Genomic DNA, 19,645 nt, shown 5'->3' with positions numbered 1-19,645 from the left:
GCGAACCTTAAAGAAACCTGAAAATGGCGTGTCTTTTGTGTTACAAATACATAACAAGATGACTCTTTCTTTTTTAACAGGAAGTGTAACTTTTTAATTAATATATCGTCTAGTGTTCAGCAAGTTCATATTTTTAAATTTAAATATGATTAATTTCTAACAATCTCTTAACTATTTTATGATATATTTTGATAGTATCAAAATAAAGTTGATCCGATTTTATCACATCATGGGAGGCCTACATGCAAAAATTTTTTCTGATTCTTATTTTATTATTCCTCAGCAATTTTGCAACGGCCGAATCAGTAACCACTTCTCATGGCAACAGCGACAACAGGGTCATGGCTCATCGCGGCAGCTCTCGCACAGCTCCGGAGAATACCGTCAGCTCGATCCGCAAGGCCATTCAGGATGGTGCAGGTTATGCGGAAATCGATCTGCAGGAGACCGCGGATGGCGTTGTTGTGCTCATGCATGACTATAATGTGCATCGCACCACAGGAATCAATAAAAATATGTGGGAGATTCGGTTCGAGGAACTTAGACAAGCTAGCGCCGGCGAATGGTTCAATCCCCGATTTCATGAAGAAAAGGTGCCTACTTTCGAAGAAGTCGTGAATACAGCCAAAGGAAATATTAAACTGAATATTGAGCTGAAAAATAACGGCCACCAAAAGCGCCTTGCTGAAAAAACAGTTGAAATTTTGAAGCAAAAGCACTTTAATCACGACTGCGTAGTAACCTCGTTTGATGTCGGACTGCTAAAAACCGTCAAATCCCTGGATAGAGAGATCAAGACCGGACTCATTATCGGCGATAAACCGGCAACCCTGGAAAATGTTCTAAAAAGCCAGGATTACGAAGCTATCAGTATTAACTATACGGTTATAAATCAAGATTTTATCAAATTGGCCAAGGAAAACCATAAAGAAGTGTTTGCCTGGACGGTAAATGACCCTAAAATCATGTCGGACTTACTGAATCTAGGTGTGAATAACATCATTACCAATCATCCTGATCGTTTGATTCAGCTCCTGCATAAAACATAATGACAGTCCAACGGCCATATCCCGGAATCAATGGGGTATGGCCGTTAACCTGTTTTAAACGATCTTCTGGGTAAATTCCGTCAAAAGGCAGAATCTTGACATTCGATTATTTAAGCTCCGGAGATGGCCTGATAAAAGTCTGGTGACCCGCTAAGCAGCCAATTTTTGTGCTGGACAGCCGTTTCGATTTGTTCGGGGTTGCCGTAATTCCACGCTTGTCCGGTCCCCGACGCATAATCCTGGAGCAGCATCAAAAAAGCTGCGCTCCAGTCCCGATATCCTGTAACGGTCGGCACTAGCGGATAGTATTTATCATAAGCGGCACGAATCAGCGCGTGAACAACCTCCTGCCAAATGGACGGAAAATCACTAGCATTCAGCTTCTCACCCATAGCTTCAGTAAGCTGAAGGCTGTCATCGGAAGCATACTCTTCATATTCCTCGATCGTAATAATGTCCTGCTCTTTGGCGAGCCAGAGCTTCATGCGATCCAATGCAGGTTTAAATGCTTGCGGGACTGAAATGGTAAGCTCACGCTGCGGATCATCCAGGTTGATCGTAAAGGATTCAGAGAACTTGTTGATCTTGGCATTCCCCCGAATCCCCAGCCATCGGAGCGCAATCAGTGCCTGTGTCTTCACCTTGGACTCTGCCTCTTCGCTTCTGGCAATTCTTCTCAGCAGCTTTTCGCTTCTCGGATCAGGAAGCATGCACAGCATGCGGACACCCGTCATGACGAGATCATCATCCTCCAGCCAAGGTTTAATCACCTCGTAAACTTGATCGATCGGTTGTCCATAGAGCCAATCCAGCTCTGTAGCCTGACTGGCTATCTCTCGCAAGCTTGGCATGGCTTTCACTTGCTCGGAATCTTCGCCGTATTGGTTCACAAAATCCTGGTAGCCCTTATGCAAATCAGCGGCTAATTCCGTAAGTGATTGCTTATCCTGTGGAAGAATGTCCTTCATTTGGGCCACAGCCTCCAGCCACTGAGCTAGCGCAAGCGGATTTTGCTGCCACAGCATCATGGCAAATGTGAGCATATCGCGGTCATAATCGAGACCTGGCTGCAGACTGAATCGGGCTAACATCGATCGTGCATCGCCTTCTCTGCGCATCAGCGTTATCGAAAGCACAAGGCCATTCCAGGCATTATTATTCTCAGCATGCTCCTGAATCGATTTGTAAAAGAAAAAAGCTGCAGACCCGTACGAATCATTTTGTAGATAATGCCGCCCATAACCATTAAGTTCATCGTGAGTACTCATGTTCCTTTGCCCTCCGTTATTCAACGTCTACTTATCAATATAAAGATAGTTGGAGGTGGACTCAAGTTTTTTCGTTTATCTCGCCCTCATCTTCGACAAATTCCATGAAGGCCATTTAGCTTCATATTGTGATTGATGATCCCTCATTTCGTCCAAATAGGGCTTTAATGAGAGTATTTCCGGATGTTTAGCCTGAAACTGGAGCAAGGCGGGATACGCATCTGTGGAAAGCATGCCCAGGTATGGGATATCGATGACTCCCGATTGTTCATACCGCGCAATATTGTTCGATGCAATGCGGTCATCCAAATTAGCATAATTCATCAGCACATAAGCGACGACGGCACTAAGGAGATATGCTTTTAACAAGGAGAAATGCTCCCACCATATACGCAACAAGGTGATGATCAACAAAACGCCGAGAAAGAGCATAAAACCATGAACCAAGAGCCTGGTCAGTGTATATCCGTAGGCTGATTCGTATAAGGAAAGGCGGCTGTAAGCCGAGACAAGCATGATGACTGTACAACCAACCAATATGCTCATAAGCAGCTTTCGAATCATTTCCGCCATGGCTCCGGATCGACGGATCCCATGCAGACCGACAAGCAGCAAACCCATATTAATCAAGGCTGCCATGACTAATTCCGCAAATCCTCTGCGCGCATATTCCGCATAAGCTGCACCTTCGGGCAGCAAGCCTTTGGCGGCTCCAAACAGATACGAGAACTGAATCCCCGCAAAGAGAACATAAACGACGTTGACGCACACAAACAGTGTACCGGCAATAATGGGGTCCAGCGAAATCTTGACCCTCTCGATTTGAACACCTTCTTCGGGAAAGGAATCCAGATATTCTATTGGCTTGGGTACCTTTTCTACCTTGTCAACTTTGGGAAAAAGTAAGCCCCATAAATAAGTGAATGTGTACAGGCTGACGAGAAGAGCCACGAATACACGCAGAATCAAGTCCCCAAACGACACTCCCTTAAATAAATTTGAAATCCCTTCAATCCAGGATTGGAAGATGCTGTCCGCTGAGGCGAGGAGCGCAACCACGATAAAAAGGAAGGGCAGAGCAAGAATTAAGCCGATCAAAACCTTGCGCATCCGGCTCCACGTTGAACTGGATTTTTCCTCTGGTGTGCTTGGCATCGAGCTGCGAATCAAGCTAAAAGGGATGTTAAGGTTCTTTAGGGGCTGGGCTGCACTTTGACTAAGGATAGTTCGGAAAAAATGAAGCCCCCGCCAATTATGTACTTTGTTTCGAGTGATCCACATGGTTTGTACAACAACCAAAAGGGGAAGCGCTAGAGCATTTAATACTCTGAAAAAATCATTGGCATACAGAGTATAGGTCATAGAGAGCAATCCGACAGGAAGCAGCAGCAGCCAGCCAATGTTGGCTTGACCTTTCCATTTTTCGAATCCGCCAAGCCTCCCTCTAACCGCATAAAAAAAAGTGCCATAAAAGCCAATCACGAATAAAACAACAGAAATCCCTGCAGCTTTACCGACAAATAAATATTGGCTGATCAAGCCTAACAGGCAGGCAAACAGCAGCATTCTATTGTATTTCTTGAGCCATGGCGCAGGATCTCTCATCTACCTTCACTCCTTGGTACCGCAATTTGTATTTTCTTCAATTTTATTGTACCTTAGAAAATAAGAAGAAAAAGTGCAAGATTCATTTTCATAATTTCATATATTAATCAGGAGAGAGTTGAATATGAAAATTCGGCGGCATTATTTAGCATTACGGCGCTCCTTTCCAAAGCTCCCGGAAGGCATACCGGTAGAGACCACCTTAGAGGAGCTGGCGGAAATCCTTGAATGCACCCATCGAAATATGGTGATCCTTCTCAAAAGGATGCAGCAGGAAAAATGGCTTTCCTGGACTCCCAGAAGAGGCCGCGGGAACCGATCCAGCCTGCTGTTTTTGGCGCGGCCGGAAGATATGCTTCTGCAGGAAGCTCAAGAGATGGTAAGCAAACAGGATCTGCGCTCGGCTTTGGAGCTGATGCAAGCCGAGGAGAGCTCCGGTTCGATGCGCGAGCTGTTTCACGATTGGTTATCGGGCCAATTCGGCTTTCATTCCGAGGTGAGCGGCCAGCAGCGAAAAGATATATTGCGCTTTCCTCTCCCTCAAACGATCCATACCCTGGATCCTGCCGCCATTCATTATTCCGGAGAATCCCATTTGGTGAACCAGCTGTTTGACGGACTCGTCCGCATGGATGCGAAGGGTGAGCAAGTTCTGCCTCACCTGGCTCATGCCTGGGAGGTGGATGATTCTCGAACGGTCTGGACCTTTTATCTGCGAAAAGGTGTCTTCTTTCATCATGGCCGGAAGCTGGTGTCATCCGATGTCAAATATTCTCTGGAGCGGCTTCAGAAGCTTGCTCCAAGGGGACTTTACAGCTGGGCTTATGCCTCTATTGTTTCGATGGAAACCCCGGATGACACTACGATACACATCCGATTATCGGAACGAAACGAAGCTTTCCTGGCATTTTTAACTACCAATCGAGCATCGATTGTCCCTCAGGATTACTGCGAAGCTGCGGGTCGGAAATTTGGCAAAACGCCAATCGGTACCGGACCCTTTCGTCTTAATGGGCACGAACAAGGGATCTGGATTCTGGAAGCATTCCCCGCTTATTTCCAGGGACGCGGATTTCTGGATCGGGTTGAGGTTTGGACCCTGCCGGAGAGGGAAAATCGAGGAATTGAAGAGGGGCAGCTGCCCTTTCAGGTGATGCATAATGTGCGCATCTCGGACTTGAACGCTGCTGAGTGGCAGCAGGTACGCCAGTTGGGCATGACCTGCAAATTCATAACTTTTAATGAAATGAAAGGAGAACCGACAGCCAATCCTGACCTGCGCGCAGCATTGAATTTTGCCATTGATCGAGCCTATTTGCGGGACAAGCTCTCAGGCGATGTCATTGAATCCGGAGAAAGCTTCTCGACCCGGATGGAAGCTCCATCGATACCGAAGCTCGCAAAGCTGGAGGAGATAGAGGAAAAATTGCAAGCTGCCGGATATCACGGCGAGCGTATAAAGCTGGCTACGATACCGCAGTATGAAGCGGATGCCGAATTGATCCGGCAGGTTTGCGATAGAGCCGGCATCTCTATCGACATCGTGCTGATCCCTGCAGAGGAATTCAAGGGAGAAGCTCGCATGTCTGCCGATATGCTTCTCTTTGCTATCATGCTGGATGAGCATCGCGAGCTCCGGCTCATCGATTTGTACAAGAGCATGCAGCAGCATGCTTCGTCAGACCTTCAAAGCATGCTGGACCGCGTGATCGGGCAGATATTGGCAGAGCCTGACGCTAAAGAAAGAGAGAAGCGATTCGCACAAATTGAAAATCAGTTAAAAGAAAGGCACAGCCTACTTTTCCTATATCGTAAACATTTGAAAACGGCTTATCACCCTTCCATTCGCGGAATTTCATTGGAATCCCTCGGTTGGGTGCGATTTCGGGATATTTGGTTTACCTGACATTTGGAATAAACTCCTTGATTTTGGTGCAACCTTAACTACAGTTTCTCTTCCAAAAACAAGGAGATCCCCATGTCTTATTCCTATAAATTACTGTTGAACCAGATTTTTTTTGTATGCTTTCTTGTCTTTTTTAGTTGGTCCATGATGCTCATTCTGTTCTGGAGCGTTTACAGCTTTCAACATAATAAGCCTTATTTCCTGTTTCCCCATATTTACGATAAACCGCTCAATCCGCTGATCATTTTTGGCGGTGCAGTCTGCTTCGTATTGTTTCTGATCATATTGAACCGAGTATGCAGCCGCATGGAGAACAGAATCCACGTTATACTTCCATTCGTTTTCGCGGTATTAATCCCGGCCGCCCAATTTGCATTTACAGCCATATATCAGGTTGAACCCAAGTTATGGGATTTCGCTGTCGTCTACCATGCTGCCATAGAATTTACGCAAGGAAGCAATGGCTATAGCTATTATTTTCAGGATTACCCCAATAATCTGCCGATTACGCTGTTGATTTCGGGGATATTTCAGCTATTTAATTCCCTGGATTTTAATCATCCCCACAAGGTGGGTTTGCTCTTTAATATGTTTATGATCGACTTGGCGCTGCTTTTCCTCTACCTGACAGCCCGAAAATTGTTCGGATTGAAGCAGGCCACCCTGATATTGGTTCTTAGTTTGCTATTTTCTCCGTTCATTACTTATGTGCCCATTTATTATACAGATACCATTTCACTGCCAATGAGTATTGGGATGCTGTATTTTTATTCGCTTAGCCAAGATGGCAGGAAGAAAAAGAGGCTGATCTTCCTATTAATCGCGGCGCTTTTCGGAACTTTGGGGGTATTGATCAAACCGACAGTAGACATCCTATTTGCAGCCTTGCTGATTCATTTATTTTGGACCAAACGCTTTACAAGCTTTATGAAACAGGGGGCATTGATTATTGCCGTTTTGTTCATCGGACTTAAAATATATGCCGCCTTGATCGATTCAAGCGGCATTCTTCCTCTTCCCTACAAACAGACGGGTTATCCATATACCCATTGGATCATGATGGGTCTTAAAGGTCCTTATGGATTTTATGATTATCGTGATGTCCAATACACGGAATCCTTTCTTACGAAAGAAAGGAGAAAACAAGCCAATTTGGCAATCATCCAAACACGGCTTCACAATTATGGCATCATGGGGATTGCCAAGCTATTTTCTACCAAAAACCTGTTCACATGGGGGGATGGAACCTATTTTGCCCCGGTCAAGCTGGACCGGGGGGTGCAGAAGTACACTTCTTTGCACTCCTACCTGCTGCCTATGAAAGCCAATCAAAACTATATATACATCTACTTTTGTCAAATCGTCAATTTAAGCTTGCTCTCGCTCATCGTGCTGTCAGGCTGGCGTCAATTGAGAACCAGACAAATTACCTTAATTTCCGTATGTGCGCTGTCGCTATTTGGATTGGGCTTATTTTTGCTTGTTTGGGAAGCACGGTCGCGGTATTTGATCAATTTTGCTCCCATGATCCTGTTGTGCAGCTTGGACGGGCTGCTTTATTTGAAAAGGCCCTGATTACGTAAATTGGGTAACAAACATGCGATTGTACGTTCCTTGCACCTTTAAGAGCTGATCATGGCTGCCTCTCTCAGTGATTTCACCATCATCAATCACCATGATCGTATCTGCATCACGTATCGTATTAAGCCGATGGGCTATGATAAAGCTCGTACGACCCTTCATGATGGTTAAGATGGCGTCCTGAATATGAAGCTCCGTGCGGGTGTCGATGCTGCTGGTGGCTTCATCCAAAATAAGCATTGCCGGCTTAGCCAATATCACGCGGGCGATAGCTAGAAGCTGCCTCTGCCCCTGGCTTAAATTACCGCCATTTTCGGATAGCAGCGTCTCATATTGCTTGGGTAGCTGATTGATAAAGCCATCCGCATTGGCCATAAGGGCCGCAGCCTCAACTTCTTCATCCGTTGCGTCCGGTTTACCGTAGCGAATATTTTCACTGATGGTACCCGAGAACAAATACGTATCCTGCAGCACAATCCCGAAACTCCGCCGTAAACTGTCCCTTGTATATTCCTTGATATTGATGCCGTCGATGTAAATAGCTCCTTCGGTTACATCATAAAATCGAGTTACGAGATTCGCTATCGTCGTTTTCCCTGCGCCCGTAGGACCTACCAAGGCGGTGCTGCTGCCTGCTTTGGAATCGAAGCTCACATTTTTTAAAATCGGCCGGTCCGGGCGATAACCAAATGTAACATTGTCAAAAACAACATGCCCTTTCGGATTTTTCAATTCCCGCATTTGAGCTGAATCGGCCAGTTCCTCTTGTTCGTCGATCACCTCAAACACGCGCTCCGCTCCCGCCAGCCCGGATTGCAGCAGATTAAATATATTCGCGACCTCGGTCATGGGCCTTACAAATTGCCGGGAATAGCTCAAAAAAGCGGCAATGATTCCAATTGTAACATGGCCTTGTATTGCAAGAATGCCCCCAACAAGGGCTACCGCAGCAAAGCCTGCATTATTGATCACATTCAAAATCGGCATCAGAAAGCCGGACCAGATCTGTGCCCGGAGGCCTGTCTCGCGTAATTGGACGTTCACCTTATCAAACTCTTGAATGGCCTTTTCCTCATGATTAAATGCTTTTACCACAGCGATTCCCGTAATGGTTTCCTCCACATGCCCGTTCAGCTTTCCAAGCTGTTCCTGCTGATCCCTGAACATTTTACCTGTTCTTTTCGTTATGCTTTTGACCAATAGAAAGACCATCGGAATCGTAATGATGCTGGCTAAAGTAAGCGCAGGGCTCAGAACAATCATCATCACCAGCGAGCCCAATATTACAATGGTGCCTGACATGAATTGAGTGATGGACTGGCCGAGTGTAGTGCTGACGTTGTCGATATCATTGCTGAGTCTGCTCATGACTTCCCCATGGGGCCGAGAATCAAAAAAGGATAAGGGCAGCTTTTGGAGCTTCTGGAATAAGGCTTGCCGAAGGTTCATGACCGTTCTCTGCGAGACACCTGCCGCCAGCCAGCCTTGCCATAAGATCAGAAATCCATCTGTCATATAGGCAGCTATGAGAGCAAGTATTGCGATTTGTAGAAGCTTGAAATCGACACCCCCATTTAACGATGTCATGGCATCAATAGAAATTCCGATCAGGAAGGGACCTATTAGAACTAGCCCGGATTCGATCAAAATAGACAGAAAAATGATGGAGAGCCATTTTCTTTCCTTACCCAAATAAAACCATAGCCTTTTTAGGGTTCCCTTGAAGTTTTTGGGTTTGACAACGGGACCGCCTCTGCCGAATCGACCGCCAAAGCCGCCGCCCATACCACCTACCGGTTGATCTTGCTCAGATCGCTCCGACATTGTGATGCGCCTCCTTCCCTATTTGGGATTGGAATATTTCCCGATAAACCTCACAACTCTCCATAAGCTCATCATGTTTGCCCATGCCTGCAATTTGTCCATTATCCATGACTACGATTCTGTCGGCGTCCATCACCGATGAAATCCTCTGGGCTATGAGGATACAGGTAAGACCCTTAGCGTATTGTTTCAACGCCTTCTTGATATTGGCTTCGGTTGCTGCATCTACGGCGCTTGTGCAGTCATCCAGGATAAGAATCTCCGGTTGTCGGATGAGCGCTCTGGCTATCGATATCCGCTGCTTCTGACCCCCCGAAAGGTTGACCCCACCTTGTCCCAAGCGGGTTTCATACCCTTCAGGGAACGAAGAAATAAATTCGTGAGCATCTGCCATTTTGGCCGCCTGCTCCATATCTTCCTGAGTGGCATCTTGTTTGCCAAAACGGATATTTTCGCTTATAGTCCCCGTGAATAAAACGGTTTTCTGCGGGACAATTGCCACTTTTTCCCTAATTTGCTTGGGGTCGATATGCTTGACATCCTGCCCGTTTACTTTCACAGAACCTGCATTCGCATCGTAAAAACGCGGAATTAATCCGACCAAACTGCTTTTGCCCGAACCTGTAGAGCCTATGATCCCTACTGTTTCCCCGGGCATGCAGGTAAGGGTGATATCACGGAGAACCGAAGCTCCTGAAGAGCCCTCATAGGAAAAGTCCACATTTTCAAAATCCACTCTTCCCTGTTGGGTTCCGGTTTCGTCTGCAGCTGGCTCCCAGCTCATTTTATTTTCTTGCGATAACACTTCTATAATCCGTCCAGTCGAAGCCTTTGCTCTTACAAACATCGTAAATACCATGGAAATCGTCATCAGCGAAAACAGGATTTGCGTCATATAATTGATAAAAGCAATGATATGCCCTACCTGCATCTGTGCGGTGCTTACCCATATGCCCCCAAGCCAAATGACAGCGACGATGCCCAGATTGACCGTTAACGTGATTCCCGGGCTGAATATCGCCATGGCTCTCAATGCAACTGTGTAACGATTCTGATATTCCGTATTGGCCAGTTGAAATTTATCCACTTCGTAATCAAATCGGTTGAATGCCTTGACGACCCTGACTCCCGACAAATATTCTCTCATGATGCTGTTAACCCGGTCCAGCGCCTTCTGCACCTTCATAAAAAACGGATAACCCACCTTCATATTCATCACAATCAATAATGCCACTATCGGCACAACTACAACCAACACCACTGAGAGCTGCGGATTCAATCTCACCGCCATGATCAAGCTTCCGATGGCAATCATCGGAGATTTGACAAAAACTCTCATCATTCCGTTCACAAATACCTGAACCTGTGTCACATCATTGGTCAGCCGCGTGACGAGCGAAGCTCTATTGAATTTATCCAGATTTTCAAAAGAAAGCGATTGAATCTTTCTGAACAGGTCCGATCTGAGGTCAGCGCCAAAATTTTGTGAAACTCGACTGGCTAATATGTTGCGGCCCGTAGCGGAAATCGCGCCAATTGTTGTTATCAGAAGCATGAGTCCGCCCAATTGCAAAATGATATTCATTTGCTTGCCGGACACGCCTTCATCAATTATTTTCGCCATAATGGCAGGCAGTAAAAGGTCGCATGCGGCTTCTGACGCCAGGAACAGAAAGGAAATCAAAAAAAGCTTCCAGTAGCTGCTTATATAGGCTTTGAAAAATTGCATATTCGGCTTCCCCCTTGCAAATTATGGTATACTCATTCCAATAGATAACGGAAGAAGAGAATATTCATGGTCACCATTTATATTGTAGCCGGAATTCAAACGAATGAGAATATGTTCAAACCGCTGATTGATACTCTGCGGGGCCGCTATGGCACCGAGAAAGGCAGCGTTATGATTCGCATACTGCATCCCTACGGGGAGGAAAGCCATAATAAGGTGAAGCAATTATATCAGCTAGGCCGGGATATACAGCTTTATCCGGAGCAAGCGAGTCAATCATCAGGCGGCCAGAGGGTGCGGCAAATGGTGAAAACGCTGGGTGCGAAAGATAAGCTCCTATTTATTGGCTATGGCAGTGGAGGCCCCGCGGCTTATCATGCAGCCGAGCTGCTGGAAAAGCAAGACGGCTGTGATGTTCGTTTTGTCGTGCAGGTAGGCTCGCCGAAGGTGCCGATCGGACTCCAGTTCCGCAGCCGGGTCGGGTTTCTTACCCGAAAAGGACACGGCTCCGAGCTAGAACCCAGTCCCTGGTATGGCGGCTGGTCTCATGCGAAATATCGGTTTACGTCTCACCGATATCCAGGCCTGCTGTTTAATTCGCGTGAGCAAGGAAGGCGTTTTTACGCACCGCAGCATATATCCGCCATCGATATCAGCGGGCCGGAACTCAACTATTTCTCGCCGAGCGAAGGAAAAGGTACCGTCTCCAACCTCGCCAAAACGATGAATGTGATTTGGAACTGGTTTCAGACAGCGGATAAATGAGCTTCCGCTGGGTTAATAAATGACATCACCAAGGATAAACGGTTTCTGATCAACTAAAAAAGACGGGTTCGTCTCGGACGTATCCGTCTTTTTCATTTTGGCGCCGGTTTATTCTTGGCTATTGGCAGAGTAAGATTTTCCTTCTTCGCTTTCTCCTGAGGGTCGACGCCGACGGTTTTCAGCTTCCATTTCATGGAAGTAAATAACGAGAATCCCAGCATGGACGCGATCAGAAATCCACCGCTCGCGTAAAACGCCGCCGTTAATCCAAGCGATTGTCCCAGTATCCCGAACACAGCCGGACTGAGGATTTGCGAGAAGCGATTCATAATCAAACGTAGACCCATCAGCTTGCCGCGATCCGTTTCCTTCGTATCATTGACCACTATCATAATACTGACCGGCAGATTGATGCCGACTGATCCACCCATGACAAGCACAAGCAGGATCATTCCTGTTAGATTCAGCCCAGCTAAGGGAGTCAATACGACGCATATGGAGGCGATTAAGCCCGCTGTTATCAAAATCCGCTCCATGTGCGTTCTTTTCATTAACCATCCCAGACCGAAACGGGACAGAATACCCGAAAGTCCATTGAGCGAAATGATGAGAGAAACGATCAGGGTTGAATATCCAAGCCGGTTTAAATAAAGCGGCATAAAGCTCATGTACATCGATTGAATGTACATAATCAGGAACGTGCCGATCAAGCCAAATTGTACGGAACGAATTTTGGTCAAGTGAATACCGCTGATATAGCTGTCCATGATCCCCTTGACCTTTAGCAATTCTTTAGGCTTAATGAGGCTTTCATTCCCCGTATGCTGATATCCGCGCGAAACTAAAAGCAACAGGATAAAAAACAGCAGAGACGCCGTACAGGCCGCTCCAAATGTGAACTTGTATCCAAATAATGGATTAGAGAATTGAGAAGTCAGCGCTCCCCCGATTAACGGACCGAGCATGCCACCTGCCGACATCCACATGGAAAATTTCTTAATGTTCTCGTTCCTTGCATTTTTCTCGCCATCGGACACGAGCACCTGAAAGGAAGAAGCCATAATGATGATGCATAAGCCCATAAATATTTGCGACAGCGACAGCAGCCAGAAATCGGTGGCCATCATATTGAAGAATAAGGATAAAATCAGAAAGATGCTTCCGAATTTCAACATTTTGATGGGTCCGACCGAATCTATCAGCTGTCCGGCCGGCATGGCTACAAAGATGGGCAGCAGCGACCGTAAAGTGACCATGAATCCGATGGCGGCCGTTGAAGCCCCTACCTCTTGGGCGTAAAGCGTGAAAAAAGGCTGCGCCATACCTGTGACTGTAAAAAACAATCCGCCTCCGTATATTCCGAATTTTCGGTAAAAATCAGGAGACAGCATATTAAACCTCCTCATAGACTTTATTTTAATGAAACCTGGTAAAAGTCCACTTGGGCCAGCTTGTTAATGACGATTCCATTCACATTCTGTTTACTTGGCCAGTATACGTTGTTTGCGAAAGTAGGCAGATAGGGAAGTTCCTTCATTACAATTTTTTGAACATCCTCATACAGTTTCAGACGCAAATCTTTATCCACTTCAGCTCGCGCAGCTTCCAGCTTTGTCGTCAGTTCAGGGTTATTGTAGCCGGAGCCATTCAAGCCTTTTGGAGCGATGTTGACTGGATGCAGGTAGCTGAACAGTATCATGTCTGGATTGATGGCAGGCAGCAGCCTTGTGGCTGTTTCAAATTCTCCTTTATTCCTTTTGCTGTTAAAAGTTGGAGTATCCATCAGATCGTATTCCAATTTGATGCCTACCTTTTTCAAATACTCCTGCTCCAGCTGCATTTGTTCGGTTATACCGGTTGCCGAGGTGGCTGCTTGCATAATGGAAAAACCGTTTGGATAACCCGCTTCAGCAAGCAGTTGTTTAGCCTTGGCCGGGTCGTAGGAATAATGGTCCGTATTTGTACTGTAGCCGTCCATCCAATCGAGCAGCATGCTCTTTGCGGCCAAGGATGTTTTTGGTGTAACAGCTTTGGAGATCGCTGCGAAGTCAACTGCATAGGCCCAGGCTTGGCGGATTTTAATGTTGGCCAGAATAGGGTTTTTCAGGTTGAACATCCTCAGGGAAACGGCATAATTATCCGTGTGATTCATTTTGAAGCCGCCTTTTTCCAAGGCATCTAGATTTTGATCCTGGCTGGACCGCATCACAACATCGACTTCTCCCTTCTGCAGAGCAATCGTTGCTGTTGATTCGTCCTTGATAATGGTGAATATAAGCTTCTGAATCGGCGCAGGTCCTTTATAGTAGCCTTCATGGCGGATCAGCACAATCTGCGAACTAGGATCGATAGTTTCCACTTCATAGGGGCCTGTTCCTACAGGATTCCACTTGATTTTGTCACCGAATTTCTCGACGACCTCTTTTTTCATAATTTGGCCTTGATGATAGTTGGCTATCTGATGAAGGAAGTTGCCATCGGGCTGCTTTAAAGTGATGACCACTGAATAAGCATCAGGAGCAGTTAAACTTGCGATATTGCTTAAATCTGCTGCATAGAGTGATGCCGTCTTGGGATCCAAGATCCGATTGAACGAATAAAGCACATCGGCCGAGGTAAATTCACCGTATCCTTTTTGCCATTTGACCCCTTTGCGCAATTGAAAGGTCCAGGTTTTATTATCCGTTGTTTTCCAGGACTCCGCCAAGTCGGGAATGATTTTGCCGCTTGCCGAATCATAAGTCGTTAATCCACTAAAAATGTTAAACGCGATATTTTCGTTTTCAATCCGGAAAATAGAAGCTGGGTCATACCCGGCTGGATCGTCGTAAAAACGAATTTTCAGCACTTTGGGATCCACGCTTACAGGCGTGCTTGCTTTAGGTGCTGCTGAGCTGGATGGCGATGCACTTCCGTTATTGCTGCTGTTCGTACAGGATGAAGTCAGTAGAGCAAAAGCCACCAAGATACTGAATGTCCATGACCATCTTTTCACATGGATCCCCCCTTTTTTTAGCAGAAAATTTCTATTTCCTTTTAAACATTCATGGTTTGCTTTTTACTTGCGCCGATTTGCTTGAAATAGTTTTTAGTGTAGTCCAGATCAACCACATCCGCATATTTGTTATGCATATCGTATAAATTGATGTAATGCGCTGCTTCCGTGCGGTCGAATACACATTCAGCTACAACTCCCATTTGAAAACGGTTTGTTGCCCCGTCAACGACAGAAGCCCTCACACATCCGCTGGTTGTCTCGCCGGCAACGATTACGGTGTCTATTCCAAGGCTTACTAATTGAAAGACAAGAGGAGTTCCGTGAAATGCGCTGGCAGCAGCTTTTTCAATAACAAGCTCTCCAGCGATCGGCTTCACTTCGTCTACAATTTGTGTTCCTTTAAACCTGAGCTCATCAGACATTTCCACCTTCTTGCGTTTGTTCTTGCTCCAATGGTTCACACCTGTATGCAGCCCTTTGACATGAATGACAGGAATTTCATTTTCCCTTGCTACAGCCAGCAATTCGGCCGTTTTGTCAACCGCTTCCCAGCCTTCGAGTCCCGTGCTGCTCGGCCACATCTTCATGGATTCGAAAATCGGCTCCCGCTTCAGGCCCAGCACGCTATAATAAATGTCAATTAAAACGAGCGCCGGTTTCTTGCCAAATCCACTTAGTTCCTTCTTGCCCCATTGCTCATCGTGCTTCTTGTCCCTCTCGCTCAAATAATTCTCCCAACCGTACATGTTCATTCCTCCCGATCTCAATGTCATTTAAAATAACATAAACATAACAATGCTGTATGAAATCATCTTATGTGGTTATAGGGATTCAGTAAATACACGTTTTTGAATGATGAGATTCATATCGCTAATGGAATCGGATACATATTTCTATATATTAGTGTTTTTACTACTTTGAGTTATTGTTCTTTGCCGCTTTAAATGTTATATTTGCGTTAATTAAAATGACAAATATCTTGATCGGAGGTCAACTCTATGAACTTGGATCAGATCACAACATTTTTGACCGTGTATAAATTGGGCAGCTATCAGAAGGCGGCAGAGCATCTGTTTTTGCCTCAACCGACGATTTCTCACCGCATCAGCCATTTGGAAAAGGATTTGGGCAAATCCTTGCTCATTCGGGGCAAAGGAAAAGTGAAGCTGACTGAAGAAGGAAAAGCGTACTTACCTCATGCCCGAAAAATACTGGCGGCATTACAAGAAGGCCAAGAAGCTGTCGAAAAGGTTGGACTGGGCGCGAAAGGGAAATTGGCCATTGGCTGCAACAATTCGTTTGCAGCGCATGTGCTTCCTGAAGTCATGGACTCCTTCTCCGAATATTATCCGCACATTTCCCTCAAGGTCTACTGCTATGACTCAAATGAACTTGTAACCCTGATGAAAAATCAGCTTATTCAGTTAGGGATCACCCGATATACGAGCAACGACAGCCAAATCGACTATCGCCTTATTCATAAAGAGAAGACGATGGTTTATGTATCCCCCAAGCATCACCTCGCCAGGAGGAAATCTGTGAGCATCGAGGAAATTCTGAAAGAACCGCTCATCACCTACCCCAAAGAAACGCAGTACCGTAAAATCATCGATGTCGTCTTAAACCAGTGCAACTTAACCTACCAGACTAAATGCGAAACGAACAATTTGCAATTGATCAAGCATTTTCTAAAACGGAATGCCGGCGTTTTTTTCTCGGGCAGCCTCTTTATGCGTAAGGAAATTATGGAGAAAGAGCTAATCGAGCTGGAAATTGAAAATAACCCGTTTCCTTCCAGCCAGATTTTTGTCGCTTATCGCGATGGGGAGCTGAACAGCCTGGATCACTTGTTCATCAAGCATTTTGAGGAACAGATCAACAACAAGAGTAATTCGCTTGAATCTCTTGAATCTGCAGCGCAGCATAATGGAGAAGCAGTTGTACTATAAAAGGCAGAAACGAAAAACGACCCAGTTGCGTTAAAGCTACAGGGCCGTTCTCATTTTTTCCAAGTTACACAGAAACGCCAACTTTATTCTTTGCTCCAATGGAATCGAAATATGCGGATGCATAATTCAAGTCAACCACATCGGCGTATTTTTGATGCATGTCGTATAGATTCATATAGTGTGAAGCTTGGGTGCGGTCGAATGAACATTCCTCCACAACTCCCATTTTGAAGCGGTACGTTGCACCGTCTACAACAGAAGCTCTCACACAGCCGCTCGTTGTTTCGCCGCAAGCTATAACCGTGTCAATGCCTAGGCTGATTAATTGAAACAAGAGAGGAGTGCCATGGAATGCACTGGCGGCAGCTTTTTCGATAACAAGCTCACCTGGCAGCGGTTTTACTTCATCAACAATCTCATTGCCTTTCAAGAGCATTTCTTCGGATAAATTCGAAGGCTTTCTCTTTTTTGAACCTCTAGCCCAGGTGTTCACGCCTGTATGCAAGCCTTTTACATGGATGACCGGAATTCCGTTTTTGCGGGCAGATGCCAGGAGTTCAGCTGCTTTATCAACAGCTTCCCAGCCTTCAAGGCCTGTACTCATCGGCCAAGTTTTGACCGACTCGAGGATCGGCTCGCGCTTGAATCCAAGGACGCTGTAATAGATGTCAATCAACAGCAAAGCCGGCTTTTCACCAAATCCCGCCAACTCTTTTTTGCCCCACATTTCATCGTGAGCTTTGTCCTGATCGGTGAGAAAATCATTCCAACTCATTTTTCCCATACTCTCTACCTCCGCTTCATTGTATATTCTCCCTTATCGTATGTCAGATTTAATGACGTGTAAATGACCGATAATGAATGAGTACAATCATTTTTTGAATGAAGACGGTTTCGAGTAGGCGCAGATATTAGACTAATTGCTTAGATGTTTGGAATGTGTACTTCCACTTCCCGTTTCAGCTGACTCGAGCGCAAGAATCCATCAATAATCGCTTGATTGCGCAATATTTGCTCTCCGGAGATAGGTGCCGGAGCGTTGTCCCGTATGGCACGAACGAAGTCGCGCACCTTTTCCACGAACAAATCGAGTTTATGCTCGATAATGGGGATCGAGCTTTCCACATGATGACCACGAACGTCATGATACAAGGTCATCGAGCCGACACCACCGTCGAAGACGCCGCTCCAGGGGCCTTTTCCAGATGGAGTTACCTTGAGTCCTGCATCCGTTCCCAGGAACATGGTTCCGCCAAGGGTATCCATATGCATCGCCCATGATATTTTAAAATTCAGCACAAGATCGCCCTCAAGACGAATGAGTGCGGTTCCAAAATCCTCCACATCAAAAGAAGCCGCTTCCGGATGATAAATTGCGTTTGTCCCGAAATGATTCGTTGTAGAAGCGGATACCGTCAATGGTTTCGGATACCCGAGCGCATGCAAGGCCAAATCGAGAGAGTAGCATCCGATATCCGCCATCGCTCCTGCACCTGCCAGCTCCTTACGAATAAAGGTACCGCCGGGCATCCCGCGCCTGCGTCCTCCGCCCGTTTCGACGTAATATACCTTTCCAAGCTGGCCCGACTGGATAAAATCATGAATTGTCTTCATATTCGGATCATATCTGGGCTGAAAACCAACATTCAACAGCAGGCCGGTCTCCTTGGCCGTCCCGACCATCTCGATCGACTCTTCCAAAGTGACCGACATCGGCTTCTCCAGCATGACATGTTTTCCTGCACGCAAGGCATCGACGGTTGGATGAAAGTGTGCGGCGTTAGGCGTACAGACACTGACTCCATCCAAATCCAATTCCAGCATTTTGCGATAATCTTCAAAAGCTGTTACATGAGGAATTTCCCATCGCCGGACAAAGTTCTCAGCCTTTCCCGGAACGATATCCGCGACTGCGACAACCTCCACATCCTCGATCATTCGATAGCTTCGTAAATGCTGTCCGGCTATGCCCCCGGTTCCAATAATGCCAATCCTTATGGATTTACTCATCTTGAGCATCATCCTTTCTGGCTTTTTGTTTCTTCTGTGTTCGGTAATTAAGAGGCGTCATGCCAAACCGCTTGCGAAATATCGTGTGCAAATAGTTTCCGTTGGAGAAACCTTCCGAAACGGCGATTCTTTCAATGGACAGCTCACTTTCCTCCAACCTCCGGCAAACTGCCTCCAATCGGATATCCTCGACGATCCTGACAAAGGTACGATCGCCATGATGCGTTTTGAGAATACGCTGCAGCTGCCGAGAGCTGATATGCAGTTTTTCCGCTATATCCTCCAAGGTCAGCGTTCCCGTATAATTCGCTCGAATGTACTGAAGGACAAAGCGGCAGCGGTTGACACTCAAATCCCTGGAGGGAAGCTCGGGCCGTTCATGCTCGAGGTCGTAGGCACGGGCGGCACGGAGTAAAATTTGAACGATACACTGCTTGATAGTGGTATAGGAGCCAACGAAGTTCTCCATGCACGCCTTGTAGGCTTCCAGAAAGAAGGGCATCGCCATGTAAAGATCACGTACGGGTCTAAGCGGCACATTCTGAAGTTGCTCCACACAGTTCTTCGCTTCGGCAATTTCCCATGGATCCGCTGCAAATTCGTTCATGTTCAAAAGGGTATGGCTGCTGCGATCGACGATATCGATGTGCAGGCACAGCTCATCCATGGCATCATGCGCATCCGCTTCCTGATAATGCATTATACCGGGGCCTGTCAAATAAAAATCTCCTCCGGTCAACTCGAAGGGCATATCGACGAGGATCACCTTCCCTTTACCCCTTGGGATAAAATGGAATTCGAACTCGGAATGATTATGAAAACCTATGGTTTTGCCAGGAGCAAATGAGGTCAGATGAAAACGAAGAACCCTGATCTCATAGTTCCCCCATCGGACGGTAAGATCAAGCCTTTCCAAAGCATCCTGAGGCTCCCTCATCGCGTCATAAGGAAATGGCTGCAT

At 46.3% G+C, this 19,645-nt stretch carries 15 protein-coding genes; 5 read left to right on the top strand and 10 right to left on the bottom strand.

Annotated elements, in window-relative coordinates; all coding sequences use genetic code 11:
- The first annotated feature begins 242 nt into the window (after positions 1-242).
- Positions 243-1,049 carry a glycerophosphodiester phosphodiesterase gene (locus BLV33_RS00205; protein ID WP_090786726.1) on the top strand — a complete coding sequence of 269 codons (807 nt, stop codon included), beginning with the start codon at positions 243-245 and terminating at the stop codon, positions 1,047-1,049.
- A gap of 110 nt (positions 1,050-1,159) precedes the next feature.
- Here BLV33_RS00205 and BLV33_RS00200 read toward each other — a convergent pair whose 3' ends face one another.
- Positions 1,160-2,317, bottom strand: coding sequence for a hypothetical protein (locus BLV33_RS00200; protein WP_090786724.1), 1,158 nt, complete (start codon positions 2,315-2,317; stop codon positions 1,160-1,162).
- A 75-nt stretch (positions 2,318-2,392) separates the two neighbouring features.
- Positions 2,393-3,922 (bottom strand): DUF4153 domain-containing protein, encoded by a 1,530-nt coding sequence (locus BLV33_RS00195; protein ID WP_090786721.1) that lies wholly within the window; start codon positions 3,920-3,922, stop codon positions 2,393-2,395.
- Positions 3,923-4,046: 124 nt separating this feature from the next.
- Between BLV33_RS00195 and BLV33_RS00190 the strand changes: the two genes are divergently transcribed.
- Complete coding sequence (locus BLV33_RS00190; RefSeq protein ID WP_090786718.1) at positions 4,047-5,828, top strand: ABC transporter substrate-binding protein; 1,782 nt, start codon at positions 4,047-4,049, stop codon at positions 5,826-5,828.
- Positions 5,829-5,900: 72 nt separating this feature from the next.
- On the top strand, positions 5,901-7,403 hold the full coding sequence (locus tag BLV33_RS00185; protein ID WP_090786715.1) for a glycosyltransferase family 39 protein: 1,503 nt from the start codon (positions 5,901-5,903) through the stop codon (positions 7,401-7,403).
- Here BLV33_RS00185 and BLV33_RS00180 read toward each other — a convergent pair whose 3' ends face one another.
- Positions 7,404-9,233, bottom strand: a complete 1,830-nt coding sequence (locus BLV33_RS00180) for an ABC transporter ATP-binding protein (protein ID WP_090786713.1) — start codon at positions 9,231-9,233, stop codon at positions 7,404-7,406. It lies immediately after the preceding gene.
- On the bottom strand, positions 9,217-10,962 hold the full coding sequence (locus BLV33_RS00175; protein ID WP_090786710.1) for an ABC transporter ATP-binding protein: 1,746 nt from the start codon (positions 10,960-10,962) through the stop codon (positions 9,217-9,219). The genes BLV33_RS00180 and BLV33_RS00175 overlap by 17 nt, the downstream gene beginning before the upstream one ends.
- Positions 10,963-11,028: 66 nt before the next feature.
- Between BLV33_RS00175 and BLV33_RS00170 the strand changes: the two genes are divergently transcribed.
- Entirely contained in the window at positions 11,029-11,727 is a 699-nt protein-coding gene (locus tag BLV33_RS00170; protein ID WP_090786707.1) for a hypothetical protein, read from the top strand.
- 92 nt (positions 11,728-11,819) lie between these two features.
- Here BLV33_RS00170 and BLV33_RS00165 read toward each other — a convergent pair whose 3' ends face one another.
- Genes BLV33_RS00165 through BLV33_RS00155 form a run of 3 tightly spaced genes read right to left on the bottom strand, consistent with a single transcriptional unit; the run spans position 11,820 to position 15,471 of the window.
- Positions 11,820-13,118: an MFS transporter gene (locus BLV33_RS00165; RefSeq protein WP_171908959.1), complete on the bottom strand. Its 1,299-nt coding sequence runs from the start codon at positions 13,116-13,118 to the stop codon at positions 11,820-11,822.
- A gap of 20 nt (positions 13,119-13,138) precedes the next feature.
- Positions 13,139-14,722 (bottom strand): ABC transporter substrate-binding protein, encoded by a 1,584-nt coding sequence (locus BLV33_RS00160; RefSeq protein WP_171908958.1) that lies wholly within the window; start codon positions 14,720-14,722, stop codon positions 13,139-13,141.
- Positions 14,723-14,763: 41 nt separating this feature from the next.
- Positions 14,764-15,471: an isochorismatase family protein gene (locus BLV33_RS00155; protein ID WP_171908957.1), complete on the bottom strand. Its 708-nt coding sequence runs from the start codon at positions 15,469-15,471 to the stop codon at positions 14,764-14,766.
- 252 nt (positions 15,472-15,723) lie between these two features.
- On the opposite strand from BLV33_RS00155, the gene BLV33_RS00150 reads away from it, so the two are divergent.
- Positions 15,724-16,674: a LysR family transcriptional regulator gene (locus BLV33_RS00150; protein ID WP_090786695.1), complete on the top strand. Its 951-nt coding sequence runs from the start codon at positions 15,724-15,726 to the stop codon at positions 16,672-16,674.
- Positions 16,675-16,738: 64 nt separating this feature from the next.
- Here BLV33_RS00150 and BLV33_RS00145 read toward each other — a convergent pair whose 3' ends face one another.
- The 3 genes from BLV33_RS00145 to BLV33_RS00135 all read right to left on the bottom strand — a co-directional run bounded on the left by BLV33_RS00145 (position 16,739) and on the right by BLV33_RS00135 (position 19,645).
- Positions 16,739-17,458, bottom strand: a complete 720-nt coding sequence (locus BLV33_RS00145) for an isochorismatase family protein (RefSeq protein ID WP_090786693.1) — start codon at positions 17,456-17,458, stop codon at positions 16,739-16,741.
- Positions 17,459-17,598: 140 nt separating this feature from the next.
- Positions 17,599-18,684 (bottom strand): Gfo/Idh/MocA family protein, encoded by a 1,086-nt coding sequence (locus tag BLV33_RS00140; RefSeq protein WP_090786690.1) that lies wholly within the window; start codon positions 18,682-18,684, stop codon positions 17,599-17,601.
- On the bottom strand, positions 18,677-19,645 hold the full coding sequence (locus BLV33_RS00135; protein ID WP_090786687.1) for an AraC family transcriptional regulator: 969 nt from the start codon (positions 19,643-19,645) through the stop codon (positions 18,677-18,679). The genes BLV33_RS00140 and BLV33_RS00135 overlap by 8 nt, the downstream gene beginning before the upstream one ends.

The sequence above is a fragment of the Paenibacillus sp. GP183 genome, from assembly GCF_900104695.1.
Lineage (GTDB): Bacteria > Bacillota > Bacilli > Paenibacillales > NBRC-103111 > Paenibacillus_AI.
The sequence above is the reverse complement of the archived record's forward strand: the minus strand, read 5'-3'. Positions and strand labels throughout refer to the sequence as shown.